The 20,942-nt window shown below is 70.2% G+C and carries 19 protein-coding genes; 8 read left to right on the top strand and 11 right to left on the bottom strand.

Annotation, left to right across the window (positions count from 1 at the left end):
* From AC0VYB_RS06200 to AC0VYB_RS06220, 5 genes are read right to left on the bottom strand one after another with little or no spacing between them, the layout of a single operon-like run.
* Positions 1–1,287: a DUF58 domain-containing protein gene (locus tag AC0VYB_RS06200; RefSeq protein ID WP_063249426.1), complete on the bottom strand. Its 1,287-nt coding sequence runs from the start codon at positions 1,285–1,287 to the stop codon at positions 1–3.
* On the bottom strand, positions 1,288–2,361 hold the full coding sequence (locus AC0VYB_RS06205; protein WP_009374843.1) for an AAA family ATPase: 1,074 nt from the start codon (positions 2,359–2,361) through the stop codon (positions 1,288–1,290).
* Positions 2,358–3,578 (bottom strand): DUF4350 domain-containing protein, encoded by a 1,221-nt coding sequence (locus AC0VYB_RS06210; RefSeq protein WP_009374845.1) that lies wholly within the window; start codon positions 3,576–3,578, stop codon positions 2,358–2,360. Before AC0VYB_RS06210 ends, AC0VYB_RS06205 begins: the two co-directional genes overlap by 4 nt.
* The gene (locus AC0VYB_RS06215; protein WP_009374847.1) at positions 3,575–4,243 is read right to left on the bottom strand and encodes a DUF4129 domain-containing protein; all 669 of its coding nucleotides are present in this window, start codon (positions 4,241–4,243) and stop codon (positions 3,575–3,577) included. The genes AC0VYB_RS06210 and AC0VYB_RS06215 overlap by 4 nt, the downstream gene beginning before the upstream one ends.
* Positions 4,240–5,295, bottom strand: coding sequence for a hypothetical protein (locus AC0VYB_RS06220; RefSeq protein ID WP_475385093.1), 1,056 nt, complete (start codon positions 5,293–5,295; stop codon positions 4,240–4,242). The genes AC0VYB_RS06215 and AC0VYB_RS06220 overlap by 4 nt, the downstream gene beginning before the upstream one ends.
* Positions 5,296–5,374: 79 nt before the next feature.
* Between AC0VYB_RS06220 and mtrA the strand changes: the two genes are divergently transcribed.
* The 5 genes from mtrA (at position 5,375) to hpf (ending at position 11,098) form a co-directional block, all read left to right on the top strand.
* A complete protein-coding gene (gene mtrA, locus AC0VYB_RS06225) occupies positions 5,375–6,055 on the top strand; it encodes an MtrAB system response regulator MtrA (RefSeq protein ID WP_009374854.1) in 681 nt (226 codons plus the stop codon).
* Positions 6,052–7,929 (top strand): MtrAB system histidine kinase MtrB, encoded by a 1,878-nt coding sequence (gene mtrB, locus AC0VYB_RS06230; RefSeq protein WP_131248368.1) that lies wholly within the window; start codon positions 6,052–6,054, stop codon positions 7,927–7,929. The genes mtrA and mtrB overlap by 4 nt, the downstream gene beginning before the upstream one ends.
* On the top strand, positions 7,926–9,650 hold the full coding sequence (locus AC0VYB_RS06235; RefSeq protein WP_009374856.1) for an LpqB family beta-propeller domain-containing protein: 1,725 nt from the start codon (positions 7,926–7,928) through the stop codon (positions 9,648–9,650). Before mtrB ends, AC0VYB_RS06235 begins: the two co-directional genes overlap by 4 nt.
* 8 nt (positions 9,651–9,658) lie before the next feature.
* Positions 9,659–10,357: a ComF family protein gene (locus tag AC0VYB_RS06240; protein ID WP_095375709.1), complete on the top strand. Its 699-nt coding sequence runs from the start codon at positions 9,659–9,661 to the stop codon at positions 10,355–10,357.
* A gap of 66 nt (positions 10,358–10,423) precedes the next feature.
* A complete protein-coding gene (hpf, locus tag AC0VYB_RS06245; protein WP_009374858.1) occupies positions 10,424–11,098 on the top strand; it encodes a ribosome hibernation-promoting factor, HPF/YfiA family in 675 nt (224 codons plus the stop codon).
* A gap of 96 nt (positions 11,099–11,194) precedes the next feature.
* On the opposite strand, the gene AC0VYB_RS06250 is transcribed toward hpf, so the two are convergent.
* The 4 genes from AC0VYB_RS06250 to AC0VYB_RS06265 are packed head-to-tail and all read right to left on the bottom strand — an operon-like array spanning position 11,195 to position 14,768.
* On the bottom strand, positions 11,195–12,244 hold the full coding sequence (locus AC0VYB_RS06250; protein WP_119296575.1) for a DUF418 domain-containing protein: 1,050 nt from the start codon (positions 12,242–12,244) through the stop codon (positions 11,195–11,197).
* A 57-nt stretch (positions 12,245–12,301) separates the two neighbouring features.
* Positions 12,302–12,943 carry a response regulator gene (locus AC0VYB_RS06255; RefSeq protein ID WP_095375711.1) on the bottom strand — a complete coding sequence of 214 codons (642 nt, stop codon included), beginning with the start codon at positions 12,941–12,943 and terminating at the stop codon, positions 12,302–12,304.
* Positions 12,940–14,139 (bottom strand): sensor histidine kinase, encoded by a 1,200-nt coding sequence (locus AC0VYB_RS06260; RefSeq protein WP_162909067.1) that lies wholly within the window; start codon positions 14,137–14,139, stop codon positions 12,940–12,942. The genes AC0VYB_RS06255 and AC0VYB_RS06260 overlap by 4 nt, the downstream gene beginning before the upstream one ends.
* A gap of 29 nt (positions 14,140–14,168) precedes the next feature.
* Entirely contained in the window at positions 14,169–14,768 is a 600-nt protein-coding gene (locus AC0VYB_RS06265) for a hypothetical protein (protein WP_119296551.1), read from the bottom strand.
* Positions 14,769–14,923: 155 nt separating this feature from the next.
* Between AC0VYB_RS06265 and AC0VYB_RS06270 the strand changes: the two genes are divergently transcribed.
* Positions 14,924–16,183: a winged helix-turn-helix domain-containing protein gene (locus tag AC0VYB_RS06270; RefSeq protein WP_475385094.1), complete on the top strand. Its 1,260-nt coding sequence runs from the start codon at positions 14,924–14,926 to the stop codon at positions 16,181–16,183.
* A 55-nt stretch (positions 16,184–16,238) separates the two neighbouring features.
* Positions 16,239–18,935 (top strand): preprotein translocase subunit SecA, encoded by a 2,697-nt coding sequence (secA, locus tag AC0VYB_RS06275; protein WP_009374864.1) that lies wholly within the window; start codon positions 16,239–16,241, stop codon positions 18,933–18,935.
* A 49-nt stretch (positions 18,936–18,984) separates the two neighbouring features.
* Here the strand turns inward: secA and AC0VYB_RS06280 are convergent, their stop codons facing one another.
* Both AC0VYB_RS06280 and AC0VYB_RS06285 read right to left on the bottom strand, forming a co-directional pair.
* Positions 18,985–19,428: an Rv3235 family protein gene (locus AC0VYB_RS06280; protein ID WP_119296548.1), complete on the bottom strand. Its 444-nt coding sequence runs from the start codon at positions 19,426–19,428 to the stop codon at positions 18,985–18,987.
* Positions 19,425–20,171, bottom strand: coding sequence for a LysM peptidoglycan-binding domain-containing protein (locus AC0VYB_RS06285; protein WP_119296547.1), 747 nt, complete (start codon positions 20,169–20,171; stop codon positions 19,425–19,427). The genes AC0VYB_RS06280 and AC0VYB_RS06285 overlap by 4 nt, the downstream gene beginning before the upstream one ends.
* A 140-nt stretch (positions 20,172–20,311) precedes the next feature.
* Here AC0VYB_RS06285 and AC0VYB_RS06290 point away from each other — a divergent pair, with 140 nt between their 5' ends.
* The gene (locus tag AC0VYB_RS06290; protein ID WP_009374867.1) at positions 20,312–20,827 is read left to right on the top strand and encodes a hypothetical protein; all 516 of its coding nucleotides are present in this window, start codon (positions 20,312–20,314) and stop codon (positions 20,825–20,827) included.
* The last annotated feature ends 115 nt before the right edge of the window (positions 20,828–20,942 follow it).

A 20,942-nucleotide genomic window follows, 5' to 3' on the forward strand; every position in this document is an offset into this window, starting at 1 on the left:
TCAGAGCCTCCCGCTCGTCTTCAGCCGGATGTAGAGGTCGGCCAGGGCCCCGGGGAGATCGTCGGGGACCGCGGCCACGGAGTCGACGCCGAGGCCGCGCAGTCGCGAGCGCACAGCCCGGACGGTGAGGATCTCGGTGGCGGCGGCCGCGGCGGTGTAGACCTCGCTCGCATCGCCGCGACGGGCGCTGAGATCGTCGAGCTCGGGATCGCTCACGGCGGCGACGACGACCCGGTGCCGGGCCATGAGGGCGGGCAGCACGGGCAGGATCTCCTCGGCCACGGTCGCCTCGTCGAGGGCGGTGACGAGGACGACGAGCGCACGCTGCCGGGTCGATGAGAGCACGGCCGAGGCGATCTGCTCCCAGTTGGCGTCATAGAGCTCAGGGTCGACGGGGGTGAGCGCCACGGAGAGGTCGTGGACGGGATCGTGGGCGCGGTGGCTCGACGCTGTGGCCCGCACCCGAGCGTCGGCGACGATGACGTCGACGCGATCACCGGCCCCGGCGGCAAGCGCCGTGAGCAGCAGGGCCGATTCGAGGGCGGCGTCGAAGACCGTGCCCTCTCCACTGCGCCTGGCCGCGAGCCGCGAGGAGTCGACGACGATGACGACGCGGCGATCGCGCTCGGGTCGCCACGTCTTGACGACGAGGTCCTGGGCGCGGGCGCTGGCCCGCCAGTCGATCGAGCGGACGTCGTCGCCGTCGACGTAGTCGCGCAGCGAATCGAACTCGGTGCCCATGCCGCGGATCATCACCGCCGAGCGGCCGTCGAGCTCGCGCAGCTTCTGCTGCTTCGAGGGCAGCTCCCGGCGGGAGACGAAGGGCGGGAGGACGCGGACCGTCGCCGGGACGTCGACGCTCCTCTGCCGGGCGATGAGCCCGAGGACGCTCGTCGTGCGCAGGGTGACCCGGTCGGCTGCCAGAGCCCCGCGCCGCCTCGGCGAGAGCACCGTGGTGATCTCACGGGTCCCGTGCGGGGGCAGGGTGAGGCGGGTCCTCGTCTCGTGCGCACCCGCACTCGGGGGCCACGCATCGCGCACGCGCAGCCGGATCGGCCGATCGGAGTCGTTGACGAGGGTGAGCGTCGACCGGGTGTCGTCGCCGAGGCGGACCATCGGACCCGGGGTCCGCTGCAGGCGCACGAGCGCCGGCGAGGGCGCTGCGAACCGGTCGATGACGGCGAGGACGACGATGACACCGGCGGTGATCGCCAGGCTCTGCCAGCCGGGGGCGAGCATGACCGGGACGATCCCTGAGACCGTGAGGAGGAGCAGGCGCGGGGTCATTCAGCGGGGCACATCGGTCGTCGCGACGATCGAGTCGAGGACGTGGGAGACGCTCAGGCCGTCCATCTGCGCCTCGGGACGGAGGATGACCCGGTGGCCGAGCGTCATCGGGACGAGGAACTTCACATCGTCGGGGGTGACGTAGTCGCGCCCGCCCAGCCACGCGAACGCCCGGGCGGCGGCGAGCATCCGCGTCGCCCCGCGCGGGGAGACGCCGAGGGCCAGCGACGGCGCCTCCCGGGTGGCCCGGGCGAGGTCGACGATGTAGGAGATGATCTCCGGGGCGATGTGGACGCCGGCGATCGCCGAGCGGGCCCGGGCGATCATCGCGGCGTCGAGGACGGGCCTCAGCCCTGCGGCCGTGAGCTGGGAGGCGTCGAAGCCGCGGGCATGGCGGTCGAGGATCTCGTACTCGAAGTCGCGATCGGGCAGGGTGAGGACGAGCTTGAAGAGGAACCGGTCGAGCTGGGCTTCGGGCAGCGGGTACGTGCCCTCGTACTCGAGCGGGTTCTGTGTGGCGGCGACGAGGAACGGCTCGGGAAGGCTGCGGGAGCGCCCGCCGACGGAGACCTGGTGCTCCTCCATCGCCTCGAGCAGTGCCGACTGCGTCTTCGGCGGGGTGCGGTTGATCTCGTCGGCGATGAGGACGTTGGTGAACACTGGGCCGGGACGGAACTCGAAGTCGGACGCCGAGGCATCCCAGACGAGGGAGCCGGTGACGTCGGAGGGCATGAGGTCGGGGGTGAACTGGATGCGGGTGTGGTCGAGGTCGACAGCAGTGGCGAAGCTGCGCACGAGGAGGGTCTTCGCGACGCCGGGCACACCTTCGAGGAGGACGTGGCCCTGGCACAGGAGCGCGAGGAGCAGTCCGGTGACCGCATCGTCCTGCCCGACGACGGCCTTCCCGATCTCCGCGCGCACAGCGGCGAAGGCCGCCCGCAGCGGGTCGGGGTCGCCGCCCTGCCCGGGAGCTGCGTCTCCGGCGGGGGAACGCGGGGTCGCCTCGGCGGGAGGCATCGGAGGCCGGGCGGGTGCCGGGGGAGCCTGGTCGTGCGGGTGAGGGCCTGTGGTCATGGGATCTCGCTTTCGATGGTGCTGATGAGGTCGACGAGGGCGGTGAGCTCGCGGTCGTCGGCAGGGACCGCGGTGACGAACACCGTTCTCAGCTGCGTGGGGTCGCGTCCGGTGGTCGCGCTCATCCGGGCGAGGATCTCCTCCCGCCCGGCCTCCGAGCTCAGTGCCAGTCGGCGCGCGATGCGCAGCAGGGCGGCGGTGCGCAGGGCGTGGAGGGCGCCGAGGCGGTCGCCGCTGCGTTCGGCCAGTGCGGCACGACCGTGGACGGTCTCGACGGCGGGGACGACGACGGGGAGGCGTTCGACGGCGAGCGGGCCGAAGCGGCGGCCGGCGACGAGGAGGACGACGATGAGGCAGGGCAGCATCCATACGGTGCCGGCGATGAACCAGTCCGGCACGTAGTCGAGCGTCGACGGCGGAGCGTCCCCGGAGGCGTCCGGGCGCGGGTAGTAGACGACGAGGCGGTCGGTCTGCGAGAGCGTCGAGAGGGCAAGCGCCGCGTTGCCGTCCTCGGTGATCGTCCCGTTGCTCACCCATGCGGGGTTGCCGAGGACGGTGACGGGGAACCGGCCGCCGTCGTCGACGACGAGCTGACCCGCAGGACTCGTCTGCTCGTCGACGCCCGGACCGGTGAAGGGATAGCACACGGTGGCGCCGTCGACCGGCTCGTAGCGGGTCTGCCCGGTGCTCACCTCGCCGGCGGCACGGGCCGCGGGCAGCGGGCAGTCGGGCGGGGAGGTCGCATCGGGCTGGGCGAGCGGGTCGGAGTCGGCGTCGGCGGCGAGGCGCGCGGTGAAGCGTGCGACCGCGACGCCTGGGTCGACGAGAACGAGCCGGTTGCCCTGGGAGGCCAGCGCCGAGGTGAGGCCGTCGACGTCGCCCCGGGAGAGTCCCTCGGCGCCGGTGAGGATGAGCAGCGTCGTACCCGGCACGGCGCTGGCCTCCCGGGCCTCCTGGGCGTCCTCTGTCGTGCTCACCTGCGTGCCGTGGTCGCGCAGCGTCTCGATGAGCGCCTTCGTGCCGTCGCGCTGCGTCGAATCGAAGTGGAGGGGGTCGGCTGGCTGTCCGTCGTCGCCGAGGAGCATCGTGACGATGACGGTGAGGAGGACGACGGCGACGCCGACGATCCACACCCCGGCCGAGCGCATCCGGGTCCGCAGACCCACGGTGGGGGCGTTGTGGGTGCCGCGGGCGGCGACGTCGAGGGAGGCGCTCATCGCAGCGCTCCCGTCTGTGGGCCCGCGGGGAGGCGGGAGAGAGCGGCGTCGAGGCTGACGAACTGTGCGAAGAGCGCGCGCAGTTCGTCGTCCGAACGCTGCGGTGCCGACTCCTCGCCGAAGACGAGGTCGTTGAAGACCTCGGCGACCCGGTCGAGGTCCTCCGCACGGGAGGGGACGGCCCGGCCTGCGGTGCGGGCGAGTTCGCTCGCGGTGGCCGCGTCGTCGAGGTCGACGACGCCGCGCAGCGCAAGGACGGCGAAGATCGCGCGTGCCTGGTCGGCGACGGCGGTGCGGAGGTCCCCGCGGTCCGCTGCGGCCTGCGCGCTCTGTCGCCACGGCTGCGGCTGCGGGGCGGCGACGACGGCGTCGAAGGCGCTCACGGGCACCTGCACCCGGCGCAGGCCGAGGCGCCGGACCCGCCAGACGATGAGGACGACGATCGCTGCGAGGGCGAGGACGACGAGGAGGAGGAGCCACGGGGAGTTCCCGCTAAGAGCGGCGGAGACGAGCCCGGAGAGCATGTCGTCGACCCAGCGGCCGAGTCGTTCGAGCGGGGTGAGGTCGGTCGCGGAGTACTCGTCGCGGCGCAGCTCCTCCTCGAGCCACCTCCGCCCGGTGTCGCGGTCGACGGGGGCGGCGGCGAGGACGGCGGCAGTGTTCATGCGCTGCGCTCCTCCTCACCGCGGATGAGGACGAGGTCGTAGCCCTCGCCGCGCATCCTGGCATCGAAGTAGCACGCGCACACGAGGCACGAGAAGTAGCCGAAGAGGACAGCCGAGGAGATCGTCGTCAGGGCGAGCACGACTGCCCCGACGACGATGCCGATCGCGGTCATCACCGCGACGTCGCCCTCGGCGGCGGCGAGGCCGATGACGGCGAGGGTGGTGACGACGAGGAGGAACGGGCTGAGGATGAGCTGGATGAGCTGGTTGGAGAGGACGTAGCCGAGACCGAGCTGACCGAGCAGGCGCCAGAGGCCGCGACCGGTGAGCCGCCATGACCGGGCCACGGCCGCGGGCACGCGCAGCCCCTCGGCGCCGATGGCCGTGCCGACGAGTGCGAGGCGGAGGTTGACCCAGACGACCGCGCAGACCCAGAGGAGGAGGGAGAGGACGCCGACGACGACGGCGGGCACGGTCGCCTCGGCGAGGCTGAGCAGGGTCGCGGGGACGAGGAGGACGAGGAGGAGTCCGAGGTCGATGCCGGTGATGAGTCCGGCGGCGAGGACGAGACGACACCGCCGGCCGCGCAGCGCCCGCCATGATTCGGCCAACCCCATCCGCCTCGCCCCGAAGGAGGCCTCAGCGGCGGGGACGGTGAGCCCGGCGAGGAAGTGGACGAGGCCGAGGCTGAGGAGGCTGAAGACGAACGACCCGAGCTGGGCGAGGAGGGAGAACCCGGAGAGCGCCTCGTCGTTGCCCATGAGGTCGCGGAGGAAGGGGAGGAAGGTGAGGGCGAGACCGGTGCCGACTGCGGTGAGCAGGAGGGTCCAGAGGCTGAGCACGATGAGCGGGGCGCCGATCGCCGGTCCGGGGGCGAAGCGGAGCAGGCGGAAGCCGGAGTCGAGGACCTCGAAGAACGTCAGGGGCCGCTTCGCGAGGATCCCTCGCCTCAGCGGCGGTGACCACGGCTGCGGACCGGGAGCGGGACCGCGGGTCTGCCACCGGCCCGTATGCCAGTTGACCTGCGAAGTCCATGCGTTCGTGCGTCCCATCACCCTCAATCCTGCCATGGAAGTCAGGGGGAGAGTGTCATGGTCGAAACTTCACCGGACTTTGGGCGACAATAGGGGTATGAACGCGCGTATCCTCGTAGTTGATGATGACACGGCCCTGGCCGAGATGATCGGAATCGTGCTCAAGAGCGAGGGCTTCGAGCCCTTCTTCTGCGCGACCGGCGACCAGGCCTTCGACGAGTTCCAGAAGGTGGGACCCGATCTCGTCCTCCTCGACCTCATGCTCCCGGGCAAGGACGGACTCGAAGTGTGCCGTGAGATCCGCGAGGTCTCGTCCGTCCCCATCATCATGCTCACCGCGAAGTCCGACACCGTCGACGTCGTCCTCGGACTCGAATCCGGTGCCGACGACTACGTGCCCAAGCCGTTCAAGCCCAAGGAGCTCATCGCACGCGTGCGCGCGCGCCTGCGGATCTCCGAACCCCAGGCCCCCGAACTGCTCACCGTCGGCGATGTCGTCGTCGACGTCGCCGGCCACACCGTGACCAAGGGCGGGGCGCCGATCTCGCTCACCCCGCTCGAGTTCGACCTCCTCGTCGCGCTCGCTCGCAAGCCGTGGCAGGTGTTCTCCCGGGAGACCCTGCTCGAGGAGGTCTGGGGATACCGGCACGCGGCGGACACCCGCCTCGTCAACGTCCACGTGCAGCGTCTGCGCTCGAAGATCGAACGTGACCCGGAGAAGCCGGACATCATCGTCACGGTGCGCGGCGTCGGATACAAGGCAGGCCGAGCCGCGTGAAACCCTCCTCCGCCGTGCGCGGAGCCCTCCGCACCACCGCTGAGAGTCTGAAGACGTTCTGGGAGTTCGTCCGCAGGTCCTTCAGCTATTCCCTCCAGGTCCGCATCGTCGTCCTCACCATCATCCTCACCTCGGTGGCGATCTTCGGCGTCGGGACGTACATGTCCCAGCAGATCTCCCGCGGACTCTTCGACACCCGACTCGACTCGCTCTCCGGGCAGGCGTCGAACATCGTCTCCGAGCTGCGCAGCGTCGCCCCCGCCGACGGGCAGGCGATCACCCAGGAGAACCTCTCAGCGCAGCTGTCGTCGATCTACAACCGGTCGACCGGGTCCGTCTACGCGCTCTCGCTCGAGCCGAAGGACCCGAACTCCGCGTTCTCGACGATCAGCGCGGGCATGGACTCCTCCGCAGGCTCCGTGTCGGCGATGCCCGTCAGCGACGATCTCCAGGCGGCCATCGGACAGGCCCCTACCGATGACATGCTCTACCAGTCGGTGAGTCTGCCCGGCGATGCGGGACCGGGCCTGCTCATCACCCAGGAGCTGACGATCCCCGGTGCGGGGCAGTTCCAGCTCTACTACCTGGGCGACCTCCGCGAGCAGCAGAACACGCTCGACTTCGTCCAGCGCTCGATGCTCGTCGCCGCCCTCGTCCTCGTCGTCCTCGTCGGCGCGGTCGCGTGGATCGTCACCCGGCTCGTCGTCACCCCCGTGCGCACCGGCGCCGAGGTGGCCAGGCTCATCGCCGACGGCGACCTCGACGAGCGGATGCCCGTCCACGGCAACGACGAGATCGCCGTGCTCGGGGAGAGCTTCAACGACATGGCCGACACCCTCCAGCACCAGATCCAGCAGATGGAACGGCTGTCCGTGCTTCAGCGGCAGTTCGTCTCCGACGTCTCCCACGAGCTGCGCACGCCGCTCGCGACGATCCGCGCGGCCGCGGACCTCATCTACGATGCCCGCGACGACCTCGACCCGGTCACCGCCCGCAGCGCCGAGCTGCTCAACTCGCAGGCCGAGCGCTTCGACAGCCTGCTCTCGGACCTGCTCGAGATCTCCCGCTACGATGCCGGCGCCGCCGCCCTCGTCGCCAAACCCGTCGACGTCTGCGCGATCGTCACCTCGGTCATCGAGAACGTCTCGATGGTCGCCGACCAGATGTCGACGCACATCGTCGTCCACGCCCCCTCGTCGCCGGTGATGGCCGAGATCGACCGCGTGCGCATCACCCGGATCATCCGCAACCTCGTCGTCAACGCCATCGAGCACGGCGAGGGCAAGCCGATCGACGTCTACGTCGCCTCGAACGCCGAGGCGGTGGCGGTGAGCGTGCGCGACCACGGCGTGGGCATGAACGAGGAGCAGGTCGAGCACGTCTTCGACCGGTTCTGGCGGGCCGACCCCGCGCGCAAGCGGACCCTGGGCGGTTCGGGCCTCGGCCTGGCGATCTCGCTCGAGGACGCGCACCTCCACAACGGCTGGCTCCAGGTGTGGGGCAACCCGGGGGAGGGGTCGTGCTTCCGGCTGACGATCCCCCGGCGACCGGACCAGGAGATCACCTCCTCGCCGCTGCCTCTGCCGCCGCGCGACGCCCAGATCCGCGGTGCCGCGCTCGTCGCCGGGCCGCTGTCATCCGACGGTTCGGTGCGGATCCAGACCGGATCGATCCCGATCGTCGTCGAGACCGAACCCGACGCGGACGCTGCGCCGGAGAGGTCGGGCGGTCGCACCGCGCAGGCAGCGCCCGCTGCCGCCGCAACCGCCCCGGAGCAGTCGGGGGCACGGCACGCGGCGGCACAGCAGCCGGCGACGGCAGCGACCGGCACGGTCGAGGAACCGCCCGCGGAGACACAGGAGGGACGCCCATGACGACGACCGGACACCTGCGGCGACTCGCCGCCATCGTCCTCGCTGTGCTGCTCGGGCTCGTGCTCTCGGCGTGCTCGTCGATCCCGACGAGCTCACCCGTCGGGCACCTCGAGGCCCGATCGAACGACCCCGGCGCCGACAGCGCGCGCATCCCCGACGGGCCGAAACCCGGCGACAGCGTCGGTGAGATCGTCCGCGGCTTCCTCGCCGCGGGTGCCGGAACCGGCAACAACTTCGCCGTCGCGAAGTCGTTCCTCACCGAGGCCGAGGCCCAGGAGTGGAATCCGCTCGCCTCCGTCTCCGTGCTCCCCGGCGACACGGACATCGACTCCCTCAACTACGAGGTGACCTCGGATCAGAAGACGCTGACGATGTCCGCCCCCGTCGTCGGCATCGTCGATTCCTCAGGGGTCTTCTCCTCGGCGACGCCGAACACGCGGTCGAACCTCGAGTTCTCCCTCCGGCAGGAGAACGGGGAGTGGCGGATCTCCTCGGCGCCCAACGGACTCCTCGTCTCCCGCACGACGTTCCGCACGATCTTCCTCAACTACTCGCTCGAGTTCTTCACCTCCGACTTCTCCTATCTCGTGCCCGACTCGCGGTGGTTCCTCCGCTCCTCGTCGACGCCGACGGCGATCATCAACGAACTCCTCGCCGGTCCCGCCCCCTACCTCGCCGGCGCCGTCGTCACAGCGGCTCCCGACGGGGCGAAGCTCGCCGACTCGAACGTCGTGACCATCGAGAGCGGAGTCGCCCGAGTCTCGCTCGGCAACCTCACCCCGGCACCGACGGACAGGGAGAAGGGGCTCATCCGCCAGCAGATCTCCTCCACCCTCAAAGCGATCCCCTCGATCTCGAGCGTCGAGCTGAGCATCGGCGGTCAGGTCGTCTCGGAGAGCCTGCAGCCGAAGACCGACTCCTCGGTCCAGGTCGACGGACCGCCGGTCGTCATCGCCGAGAACCGGATCTCCCGGATCTCGGGCACGACCGTGGCGAGGGTGGAGAACAGTCCGGACCTCAAGGGCGCCGAGGCGAGCGACCCGGCCGTGTCCTTCGACGACTCGATCTACTCCTACCTCTCCGAGGGCGGGAAGAACCTCCGCCGTCTCAAAGCCGATTCGTCCGAAGCGCGCACCGTGCTCAGCGGTGAGTCGCTCGAGGGCCCGAGCATCGACCGCTTCAACACGATCTGGACGGGGGAGCGGAAGAACAAGGGCGAGATCATCGCCGTCGGCCGCGACGACGAGGTCTACCGGGTGTCCGCGGACTTCCTCTCCGGTCGGGACCTGCTCGACCTCGAGGTCTCCCGCGACGGCACACGGCTCGCGGTGCTCAGCCGGCAGGGCAGCGAGCCCGCGCGCATCGACGTCGTCGGCATTCCCCGCGACCGGGCGGGCAACCCGTCGTCCGCGCTCGCCGACGCCCCGCTCCAGGTCGGCTCGTACTTCACGGAGATCAGGGACATCTCCTGGGCGGGCTCGACCTCGCTCGCCGCACTCGCCCAGCTGCCGGGGGAGACCGTCCAGCCCTACCGCGTCGGCGTCTCCGGACCACCCGAGCAGCTCGGACAGCTGCCCGGCGGCGGGGACCGCATCGCCGCCGGAGAGGACGGTCGATCGATCCTCGTCACGAGCAGCGCGGGGGAGATCTACTCGTACAACTCCAACGCGTGGCAGAAGCTCATCGACGTCACCGCCAAGGATCCCGCCTACCCCGGCTGAGGACGGACATGGGTCTGCTCAGCGAGCTCTCCGAACTCTTCCTGCCGCGGCGCTGCGCGGGATGCGGGCGGGAGACCGTCTCGCTGTGCACGACGTGCCTCCAGCTCCTCGGCGGGATCCCGCGGGCGATGGAGACGCGGTACGCCACGTTGCCCGTCGTCGGGGTCTCGGAATACAATTCGCGCCTGTCCCACATGGTGGTCAATTTCAAGGACAATGGGCGGCGCGACATCCTCGACCCCCTCGCGCTCGGCCTCGCCCGTTCGATCGTCGCGGCCCTCGACCTCGTCGGCCACTCCGGCGGCCCGGTGCGCGTCGTGCCCGCCCCGAGCTCGGAGCAGGCGAAGCGGCGTCGCGGCGGGTCGCACACCGCAGTCCTCGCGCGCCGCGCGGCAGCGCTCTCACCGGAGCTCTCGCTCGTCGTCGCCGACGTCCTCGTCGCGAGGCGACGACACGATCAGGTCGGACTCGGCGCCCACGCCCGGGCGGAGAATGCCCGGCAGTCGCAATTCCTCATTCCCGACTACGCCGCCGAGATCGGCCGGGAAATGCCGACGACGCTGCTCGTCGACGATTTCTCGACCACCGGCGCAACCTTGGCCGAAAGCACACGCGTCTTGACATCGGTGCAGGTCAGGCCCACTGCAGCCGCGGTCATCGGGCTCGGCCGTGGGGGCACTCGATTTGTCTCTCCCTTTACTGTATAACGGTGTTTACCCATCCAAGGGAATGGGATCGGATTCCTCCGAAGAACGAGTCGCTAAGGACCCATCATGGACATTGTTGTCACCGGACGCCAACTGACCATCTCCGACAGCTTTCGCGCGCACATCGAAGACAAGATCGCCAAGGTCGAGCAGCTCGCACCGAGGGCGCAGCGTGTCGAGGTCCACGTCGCTCACGACAAGAACACGCGGCAGCCGGAGACGAGTGAGCGGGTCGAGCTCACCGTCGTGGCGAAGGGTCCGGTGATCCGCGCCGAGGCGATGGCCAGTGACAAGTACGCCGCCCTCGACCTCGCCTGGGCGAAGCTCGTCGAACGACTCCGACGGGCCAGAGACCGGAACAAGGTGTCCCGTGCCGGCCATCACCGCAAGGAGTCGACCGCTGAGGCGCTCGCGAAGATGCCCGTGGCCGACCCGATCGTCCCCACAGACGGTGGGACGGAGTCCGCCGAGACCGACGCGGCCGCAGGCCCCGATCGGACGAACGGACGGATCAAGGCCGAGGGCGACTCCCCGGTCGTCCTTCGTGAGAAGTCGTTCGCTGCCGCCCCGATCGGCATCGAGGAGGCGCTCAACCGGATGGAGCTCGTCGGACACGACTTCTACCTCTTCATCGACGAGGCCTCGCAGAAGCCCTCGGTCGTCTACCGCCGCAAGGGCTGGAGCTACGGCGTCATCGCCCTCGATGAGGAGCTCGCCCCGGAAGAGGCGCTGACGGACTGAGACGTCGAGCCTGCGCGCTCGGGCGCGCCGGCACCGACTGCGAGTCGGCGCACGGACAGGGCGGCCGTCCCCACGGGGATGGCCGCCCTTCGGTTGTCAGTGCGCGGACGCGGGAGCGCTCTCGGTCCTGCCGCGACCCCACGTGACGAGGCGCCAGAGGCGCTCGAGCGGGCCCTGCGAGAAGACGCGCAGCCACAGCGCGGAGACGACGATCTGGAGGGCGAGGATCCCGGCGCAGACGACGAGTCCGGCGAGGTAGCCGCCCTGGTCGTCGAACGCGGCGAGGTCGGGGACGAGGAAGCGGACGCCGACGAGGAGGAGGGTTGCGCCGATGTAGTTGCTCAGCGCCATCCGACCCAGCGGGGCGAGCACGGGGGTGAGCACCGCCTCGGCGGGGGTGCGCATGAGGAGCATGATGCCGGTGACGAAGCTCAGAGCCATCGTCATGCCGAGTGAGGCGTTGATCCACTGGTCGATCTGCCGGGTCTGGAAGTCCGTGAGGAGGAAGCCTGCGACCGTGACGGCGGCGGCCAGGCCCCCGGTGAGGGCGAGGAGACCGGGGCGCGCCAGGCTGCGGCGGACGAGGTCGGTGTAGCCGCTGGCGAAGCCGACGAGGAAGAGTCCCGGGATGATGGCCATACCGCCGCCGGTCGCGACGCCGGCGAGAAGGAGGAGCGCACCGACGGAGGCCGTCACCGGCGCGAGCAGGCGGGAGGGGATCCACGTCGAGGGCAGGAGGACGACGAGCGCGGCGATCGCATAGGGCAGGAGCGCTTCGCCGGGCTGCAGGAGCATGTGGAGGGCGCCGAGGACGCCGAGGAAGAGGAATCGGCGCAGCAGCGCGAGGCGAGGGCGGGGGCTGCGACGGCTGGCCGAGAGCCACATGATGCCGAAGCCGATGCCGAAGAGGAACGAGAAGATCGGGAAGAAGCGGTTCTGGACGAGGTCCTGACTGAGTGCGTAGAGGGGGAGGACCTCGCCGTCGGCGGTGACGGAGCTGAGCCCGAAGAGCGGCGGCAGGTTGACGAGGATGATCCCGCACAGGGCGAAGCCGCGCAGGACATCGAGGGCGGCGATGCGGCGGGGGCGCCGCGTCGGGGCGGCAGTGACGTCGTGGGATGAGAGTGTCATCGGTTCTGAGTTCATGGGATCCATCCTCGTCGGCGCCGAGGCGGATTCGATCGGCCGCGTGGCCGGAGGCACTCAGCCGTTCGGCTGATTCATCGCTCCCGACTCCCACATCGCAGCGGCGACCTCGACCCGGTTGCGCGCCCCCAGCTGCGCCTGGATGTTCGCCAGATGCGTCTTGACGGTGCCGAGGGAGATGAAGAGCTCGGCCCCGATCTCCTGATTCGTCCGTCCGGTCGCGACGAGGCGGGCGACCTCGGCCTCGCGGTCGCTCAGCCGCGCGACCCGGTCGTCGTGGGCAGGGGCCGACCCCGTGCGACGGCTGAGCAGGTCGAGGGTGAGCGAGGGGGAGATGAGGGCGTCGCCGGCGGCCGCGGCACGGACCCCGGCGAGCAGCAGGTCGGGGCCGGCGTCCTTGAGGAGGAAGCCGCTGGCTCCGCCGGCGAGTGCGGAGTCGACGTAGTCCTCGTCGTCGAAGGTCGTCACCATGATGACCTTCGCCAGCGGGGTGAGCCGGGGGAGGGCTGCGAGTCCGTCGAGGCGGGGCATGCGGATGTCGAGGAGGATGACATCGGGATCCTCGGACTTCGCCAGACCGATCGCCTCGACCCCGTCGGCGGCCTGGCCGACGACGGTCATCTCAGGATCGGCGTCGAGGATGAGCGTGAAGCCCATCCGCACCATCTCCTGGTCGTCGACGACGAGGACTCTGATCATGGGCGGTCTCCGCTCTCGGGGGTGTGGGGGCGGGCATGTGCGGACGGGGCGCCGCCGGGCGACGGGGCGTCGCCGGGCGAGAGGGTGCCGCCGGACGGAGGGGCTGCGGCGAGCGGGAGTCGGGCGCGCAGCCGCCAGGAACCGTCGATCAGGCCGGCAGCGAAGTCCCCGCCGAGGTCCTCGACCCGGGTCCGCAGACCGTGCAGACCGGTCCCGCCGCCGCGGCCGATGCCGCCGAGGCCTCCGGTGCTCTCAACGGTGAGGGCGACGGCGTCGGGAGAGCTCGCGATCGTCATGGACACGTGCGCCCCCGGGCCCGCGTGCCGACGGACGTTCGTCAGAGCCTCGACGAGGACGCGGTCGAGCGTCGCCCACACGGCGGTCGGCACGGGCTCTGGGAGGTCGATGCCGCTCTGCGTCGAGGCGTCGTCGCTGGCGCCGAACTCCTCGAGGCGCCGCTCGAGCGCCTCGGGTCCCGCAGCGGTCGGCGCGGTCGGTGCCGTCGGTGCCGCGGCGGCGGTGCCGGCCGGGGAGGCGACGAGGGAGCGGATCTCCTCGAGGGCACGCGACCCCGATTCCTCGATGCGCCCGAGCGCTGCCCGCAGCACGGACGGATCCTCTGCGCGCGAGGCGGCCTGGGCGAGGACGACGATCCCGGTGACCTCGTGGGCGACGAGGTCGTGGAGGTCGGTGGCCATGCGACGGCGCTCCGCCTCGGCGGCGGTGGCCTGGCGCTGATGGAGGGAACGGTCGAACATCCGCATGAGCAGACCCAGAGCCAGTGCCGCGACGACGAGCGTCGAGGCACCGAAGGCGAAGGTGAGGCCGTCGCCGGGGATGAGACCGGGAACGACGACCGCGGTGAGGGCGAGGACGGTGAGGAGGCCCACCGACAGCGGGTCGGTGAAGCGGCGGGAGAGGTGTGCGAGGGCGACGAGCGAGAGCCAGAGCACTGTGAGGCTGAGCAGCTGGGAGACGGCGACGACGCCGGCTGCGACGATGAGTGCTGCGGCAGCGAGGCGGAGGAAGGCGGGACGCGGTGCGGCGGCGCGCTGCCCGAGCCAGAGCGCGGGCAGCGCGACCGTGACGGCGACGAGGTTGCCGACGAGGATCGGCCAGCCTCCGTCCGATGTGACATCGAGGAGGAGGGTGAGCGGCAGCGGCGCGATCCACAGCCAGGGCAGGACGGTCTTCATCGCGTCCCAGTCTAGTCGCCGCGGCTGACTCATCCGCAGAGGTTCGCGGCGTATTCGAGCTCGGCGGCGACCCCGGCCTCGTTGGCGAACACGCCCCGGAGTGCGACGTCGCGCGGGAGCCTGAGCTCACCCATGGGTCGGCCGTCGGCGAAGACCGTGAGCGTGCCGTCGGCGGCGGTTCCCGAGAACGTCACCGGGGTGCCGTCGATGCGCGCGCGATCCGAGAAGGACCCGTCCGATTCGGTGATCGGGGCGGCATCCTGCGAGGGGTAGGCGAAGGTGACGAAGCGGCGGACGCGCTCGGCGCTGCCGTCCTTGAGCTCCTGGATGAGCAGCTGGTCCTTCGTCATGCCCGGCTGCGGGGCGATGTCGACGTAGGTGAGCTCCGCCCGGTCCGACATCGCGGAGAGGATGTAGGGGCGGCCGCGGACGTCCATCGCCGTCGGGGAGAGATCGCAGGCGCCGAGGTAGTCCTCGACCTGTGCCTCGAGCTGGGCCTTCGACCGGTACTCCCAGAGGAAGAGCGCGCCGATGCCGACGGCGAAGACGGAGAGGGTGGCGTGAGGGCGATGACGACCTTCTTCATGGTGATGTCCTGTTCTGTGCAGTTGTCCGCTTGGGTCTCCCATCCTTCCCGGCAGGAAGCCCTCCCACCTCGGCCGTTCGGCCGATCCGCCTCAGCCGTTCGGTCATCGCTCGTCCCCGGCTCTCGATGCCCGCCGGACCGGCGCGCTCACAAGAGTGCCGAGACCGCCGTGTCGGTGCCGTGGCCTAGGGTGGGCCCATGCAGCGAATGTCTCTCGCAGCGGCGCGGAGGACCGCGATCGCCGCCACCGGCCTCGACCGCCCGCGACCGGAGCAGGTCACCGCTCGTCATCTCAAGGCGACGTTCGCCCGGATGGGGCTGGCGCAGATCGACTCCGTCGCCCGGGTCGTGCGCTCCCACTACCTTCCCTTCTGCTCCCGGCTCGGACCCTACGAGCGCGCCCGTCTCGACCGTCTGCTCTACCGTGCGCCGCGGATGGGCGTGGAGTATTGGGCGCACGCCGCGGCGTTCGTCCCCCCCCCCCCCCCCCCCCCGGAGACCTGGCGGCACTTCGACCGCAGCCGCGCCGAATGGTGGCGCAACGACTACGGGCAGCGCGACCCGCAGACCGGAGAGGAGTTCCGCCGCCTGCAGTCAGCACTCCTCGACGCACTGGCAGCGGGTCCGCAGACCGCGCGCACCGCCGCCGAGCTCGTCGACCACGAGATCCCCGAACGCCACCGCGGCCACTGGGGCTGGAATCCGAGTCAGGTGAAGATGGCGCTCGAGGCCCTGTTCGCGGCGGGAGCAGTGAGCGCGGCCGGACGCAACGACCACTTCGAACGCCTCTACGCCCTGCCCCGCGACGTCAGCCCCCTGCTCGGGGAGACTCCGCTGTCCTACGGCACGGACGCCGACCCCGAGCTCGGTCTGCGCACATCGGACGCGGCGCGCCGACGGGGGATCTCGGGCAAGGACAACGACGTCCTCGCGCTCACCCGGATCGCCGCCCGCGCCCTCGGGGTCGCCCGACCCGACTGTCTGGCCGACTACTTCCGCCAGCTGCAGGCCCCGACCGATGCGGCCATCGAGGTCCTCCTCGCCACGGGGGAGCTCGTCGAGGTCGACGTCGAGGGCACTCCGGCGCTCAAGTGGCACGCGGCGAGGACTCCGCGCACCGTCGCGGCGCGGGCGCTGCTCGCCCCCTTCGACCCCCTCGTCTTCTACCGACGGCGCATCGAATGGCTCTTCGGCTTCCACTACCGGATCGAGATCTACACCCCGGCCGCGAAGCGGGTCCACGGATACTACGTCCTGCCCTTCCTCCTCGGCGATCGACTCGTCGGACGCGTCGACCTCCACCGCGATCGGGCGGCCGGGGTCCTCCGCGCCCACCGGGTGACCTGGGAGCCCGGCGAGGAGCACTGCGACGAGCTCGTGGCGGAGCTTTCGGCGATGGGGAGGTGGCTCGGGGCGGACGCACTGGATGTGGCGGGCACTCACGTGCCATTAAGCTAGGGACTATACAGTCGTTCGAGTTGTCGTCAGGCGTCCAGCGCCGTTTAGGAGAGAAGTGGCTAATATCCTCGAGAAGCTTCTGCGCACCGGTGAGGGCCGCACGCTCAAGAAGCTCCGCCGGTACACGGACGCGATCAATGCGCTGTCCGACGAGTTCGGCGAGATGTCCGACGCCGAGCTGCGCGAGGAGACCGACCGCTTCCGCAAGCGCGTTGAGGACGGCGAATCACTCGACTCGCTGCTGCCGGAGGCCTTCGCCGCGGTGCGCGAGGCCTCGGGCCGGACACTGGGCATGCGGCACTTCGACGTCCAGCTCATGGGCGGAGCCGCACTCCACCTCGGCAACATCGCCGAGATGAAGACCGGTGAGGGCAAAACGCTCGTGGCCACGGCCCCCGCCTACCTCAACGCGCTCACCGGCGGCGGCGTCCACATCATCACCGTCAACGACTACCTCGCGACCTACCAGTCGGAGCTCATGGGCCGCGTCTTCCGCTTCCTCGGGATGGAGACGGGCTGCATCCAGGCGAACATGCCCGCCGACGAGCGACGGAAGCAGTACGCCGCGGACATCACCTACGGCACGAACAACGAGTTCGGCTTCGATTACCTCCGCGACAACATGGCGTGGTCGGCCGAGGAGCTCGTCCAGCGCGGCCATTCCTTCGCCATCGTCGATGAGGTCGACTCGATCCTCATCGACGAGGCCCGCACCCCGCTCATCATCTCCGGCCCCGCCGAGGGCGACGCGAACCGATGGTATGAGGAGTTCGCCAAGGTCGTCGGCCGCCTCAAGGCCGACCGGGACTACGAGGTCGACGAGAAGAAGCGCACCGTCGGCGTCCTCGAACCCGGCATCGAGCGCGTCGAGGACTACCTCGGCATCGGCAACCTCTACGACGCGGAGAACACTCCGCTCATCAGCTTCCTCAACAACGCCATCCGCGCCAAGGAGCTGTTCAAGAAGGACAAGGACTACGTCCTCCTCGACGGCGAGGTCCTCATCGTCGACGAGCACACCGGACGTGTGCTCAAGGGGCGGCGCTACAACGAGGGCCTGCACCAGGCGATCGAGGCCAAGGAGAAGGTCAAGGTCCAGGCCGAGAACCAGACCCTGGCGACGATCACGCTGCAGAACTACTTCCGGCTCTACGACAAGCTCTCGGGCATGACCGGCACCGCCGAGACCGAGGCCGCGGAGTTCATGTCGACCTACAAGCTCGGCGTCGTCCCCATCCCGACGAACAAGCCGATGCAGCGCGTCGACCAGCCGGACTTCGTCTACAAGAACGAAGTCGCGAAGTTCGACGCCGTCGTCGACGACATCGTCCAACGCCATGAGACCGGTCAGCCGGTGCTCGTGGGCACGACGAGCGTCGAGAAGAGCGAGTACCTCTCGAAGCACCTCGCCAAGCGCGGGGTGCGCCACGAGGTCCTCAACGCCAAGAACCACGCGCGTGAGGCGGCGATCGTCGCGCTGGCCGGCCGGAAGGGCGCGGTCACTGTGGCGACGAACATGGCTGGCCGCGGCACCGACATCATGCTCGGCGGCAACGCCGAGTTCATCGCCGTGTCCGAGATGGAGAAGCGCGGGCTCGACCCCGTCGACGACGCCGAGGAGTACGAGGCGCAGTGGCAGGAGGTCCTCGCCGAGGCGGAGGAGAAGGTCGAGGCGGAGGCCGCAGAGGTCGTCGAACTCGGCGGACTCTACGTCCTCGGCACCGAACGCCACGAGTCGCGGCGCATCGACAACCAGCTGCGCGGCCGTTCGGGACGCCAGGGGGATCCGGGCGAGAGCCGGTTCTACCTCTCGCTCACCGACGACCTCATGCGCCTGTTCGGTTCGGGAGCGGCGGAGCGGATCATGGCCACGGCCAATGTCCCCGATGACGTTCCGCTCGAATCGAAGATGGTCACCCGCGCCATCCTCTCGGCCCAGACGCAGATCGAGCAGCGCAACGCCGAACAGCGCAAGAACGTGCTCAAGTACGACGACGTCCTCAACCGGCAGCGCACCGTCATCTACGACGAGCGGCGGAAGGTGCTCGACGGTGAGGATCTCGCCGACCAGGTCGCGAGCTTCCGCGAGCAGGTCATCGACGCCTACGTCCAGGCGGCGACGACCGGACCCGTCGAGGAGTGGAAGGTCGACGAGCTCTTCGAGGCCCTCGGCAAGATCTACACCCCCTCGATCACCGAGGAGGACCTCGCCGAGGAGGTCGGAGGACTGGGCAACCTCACGAAGAACCGCCTGAATGCGGAGATCCAGTCCGACATCGAGGTCTTCTACGCCCAGCGGGAGGAGGAGCTCGGCGAGGAGGCGACCCGTGAACTCGAGCGCCGCGTCGTCCTCTCGGTCATCGACCGTCGCTGGCGCGAGCACCTCTACGAGATGGACTACCTCAAGAACGGCATCGGGCTGCGGGCGATGGCCCAGCGCGATCCCCTCGTCGAATACCAGCGCGAGGGCTTCGAGATGTTCACGACCATGCAGGACGGGATCAAGGAGGACGTCGTCCGCCTCACCGACACCCTGCAGGTGACCGTCAACCGCCAGGAAGGCAGCGGCGGGGAGGACGACGAGGTCGAGGTCGATGCGGCGGAGCTGCGCCACACGACCCCGAAGATGCAGCTCTCGGCGCCTTCCGAGGACGGCGGCACCGCGGTCTCCGAGGACTCCTCCGATTCCGACGAAACACCGCAGCCGGCCAACCGCGCGCAGCGCCGGGCGAAGAAGAAGGCCAAGCGCTGAGACTGCGCTGAGTCCGATGATCGCCCCGAGAGCCGTCTCGGGGCGATCGTCACATCGTCTCCAGAGCCGTCATCGTCCACCGGTTCGCGATGAGCTCGAGGCGGACCGCGACAGCCCGGAACCGAGACTGGGTGCGGACCATGACCGTCGCTTCGGCGACGGTCGCGTGGACGCGGCAGACCCGCACCCGTTCCGCCTGCAGTGTGCGTGCGGCGCCGTGGTCGCGGACCGTGGAGACCGGGGCGATCTCCGCACGCAGCCGCGCGCGCCGGTCGATCTTCGCGAGCAGTTCCGCATCGACCCAGCGGCCGATCGACTCGCTCCTCCGCACTCCGGCGAAGATCTCGAGACAGGCGACGGCCAGCGACGTCGCCGTTGCGGCGATGCGGTCGGCGTCGTCGGCGATCGGTTCGACGGGTGTCGTCGGCGGTCGCGGGACGGATGCCCTGTGCGCGGCGCGGCGAGGACGGCTGAGGACGAGAGGGGCGGTCATGAGCGGATGACCAATCGCTGTCCGGGCATGATGAGATCGGGGTCGGGCCCGATCGCCTCCCGGTTGTCCGCGTAGATGTCAGCGACGAGTTCGGCCTGCGAGTCGCCCGCCCCGATGAGCCCGCCCGCGATCGACCACAGGCTCTCACCGGCAGTGACGACGTGCGTGCGCGGGGAATCGGATCCATCGCGGTCATCGGCCTCGTCCGCATCGTCAGCGGTCCCGTCGCCGTCGGAGGCCTCGGGCCCGTCGGGTGGGTCCGTCGGGGGTGGGGGATCGCCGAGGCGATCGTCATCGTCCGGGCCGGTCGTCGGCCATCCCGGATCCCGCGGGTCCGCGGGGATCGTCGGCCACCCCGGATCGGGTGCTCGGTCGGGGTCGAGGGCTGCGGTCGCAGACACCGCCTCGGCGCTCGGATCACGGACCCGGTCGGCAGCGGAGCCGGTCACCGCGGTGCCGGTGACTGCGACGGCGGCGAGGATGGTCGATCCGAGCAGGCGCGGCGCCCAGCGCAGTGCGAGCGCCGAGACCCACGAGCGCACTCGGCCGTGCGGGAGGATCCGCAGCGCGAGACCGAGCAGGGAGATGAGGCCGAGCCGGGCGAACGCAGCGGCGGCCGTGGTGACGAGCACGAGGATGACGAGGTCGCTCGCTCCGAGCGGCCGCTCGAGCAGGACCCACAGGGACACCGACGACCCGAGCAGAGCGAGCCAGGTGATGGCACAGAGCGCAAGAAGAAACATGTCGAACATCCTTGATAGGTGATGTTCGACTATATTGACGTTTGATGAAGTTTGATGTCAACAGTCCCGGGATAACTACTCCGCTGTAGTTTCGTCGTCGGCTCTTGCGCGGTGCGACCGCCTCGGGCAAGCTTCACCGTATGGATGAGCGCATCGATGCCTTCCTCGACGACCTCGAAGCCATGCACGCATGGCAGCAGCGTCACGCCCGTCGGGGCGAACTCGCCGATGAGCTCGCCTCCCATGCCGCCGAGCGCACGCTCCTCGAGCGTCTGCGCGGAGCGCTCGGACACGAGATCCGGGTCTCGACCGACAGCCGCGAGATCACGGGGAGGCTGACGTCCCTCGGGGCGGGGATCATCGTCCTCACCGCCGCTGAGACGACGATCGTCTCACTGGCCGGCGTGTTCGAACTCCGAGTCGGCACCCGCAGGCATCGTCGGGATGAGGACGTCCTCGAGCGCCTCGGCATGGCCTCGGCTCTGCGTCGGCTCGCGGCGATGCACGAGGAGATCGCCATCGAACTCAGGGCCTCCCGCGGAACGGTCCGCGGGCACCTCGAGATGGTCGCCGCCGACTACGCCGAGATCGCCGGGCGGATCGTCCCGCTCGCACGCATCGCGGCGGTGCAGACGAAGGTGAACCCCTTTGCCTAGCGCGCGGCGGACGGGATCGATGAGCAGGCGGCCGAGCGGTCTGCGCGACGCGCGTGCGGCAGAGGCGCGGCGGAGCCCGGTGGGCCGTCTGACCGCACGGTCACTCGGAGCCGAC

The sequence above is a fragment of the Brevibacterium sp. Z349TD_9 genome, from assembly GCF_056173565.1.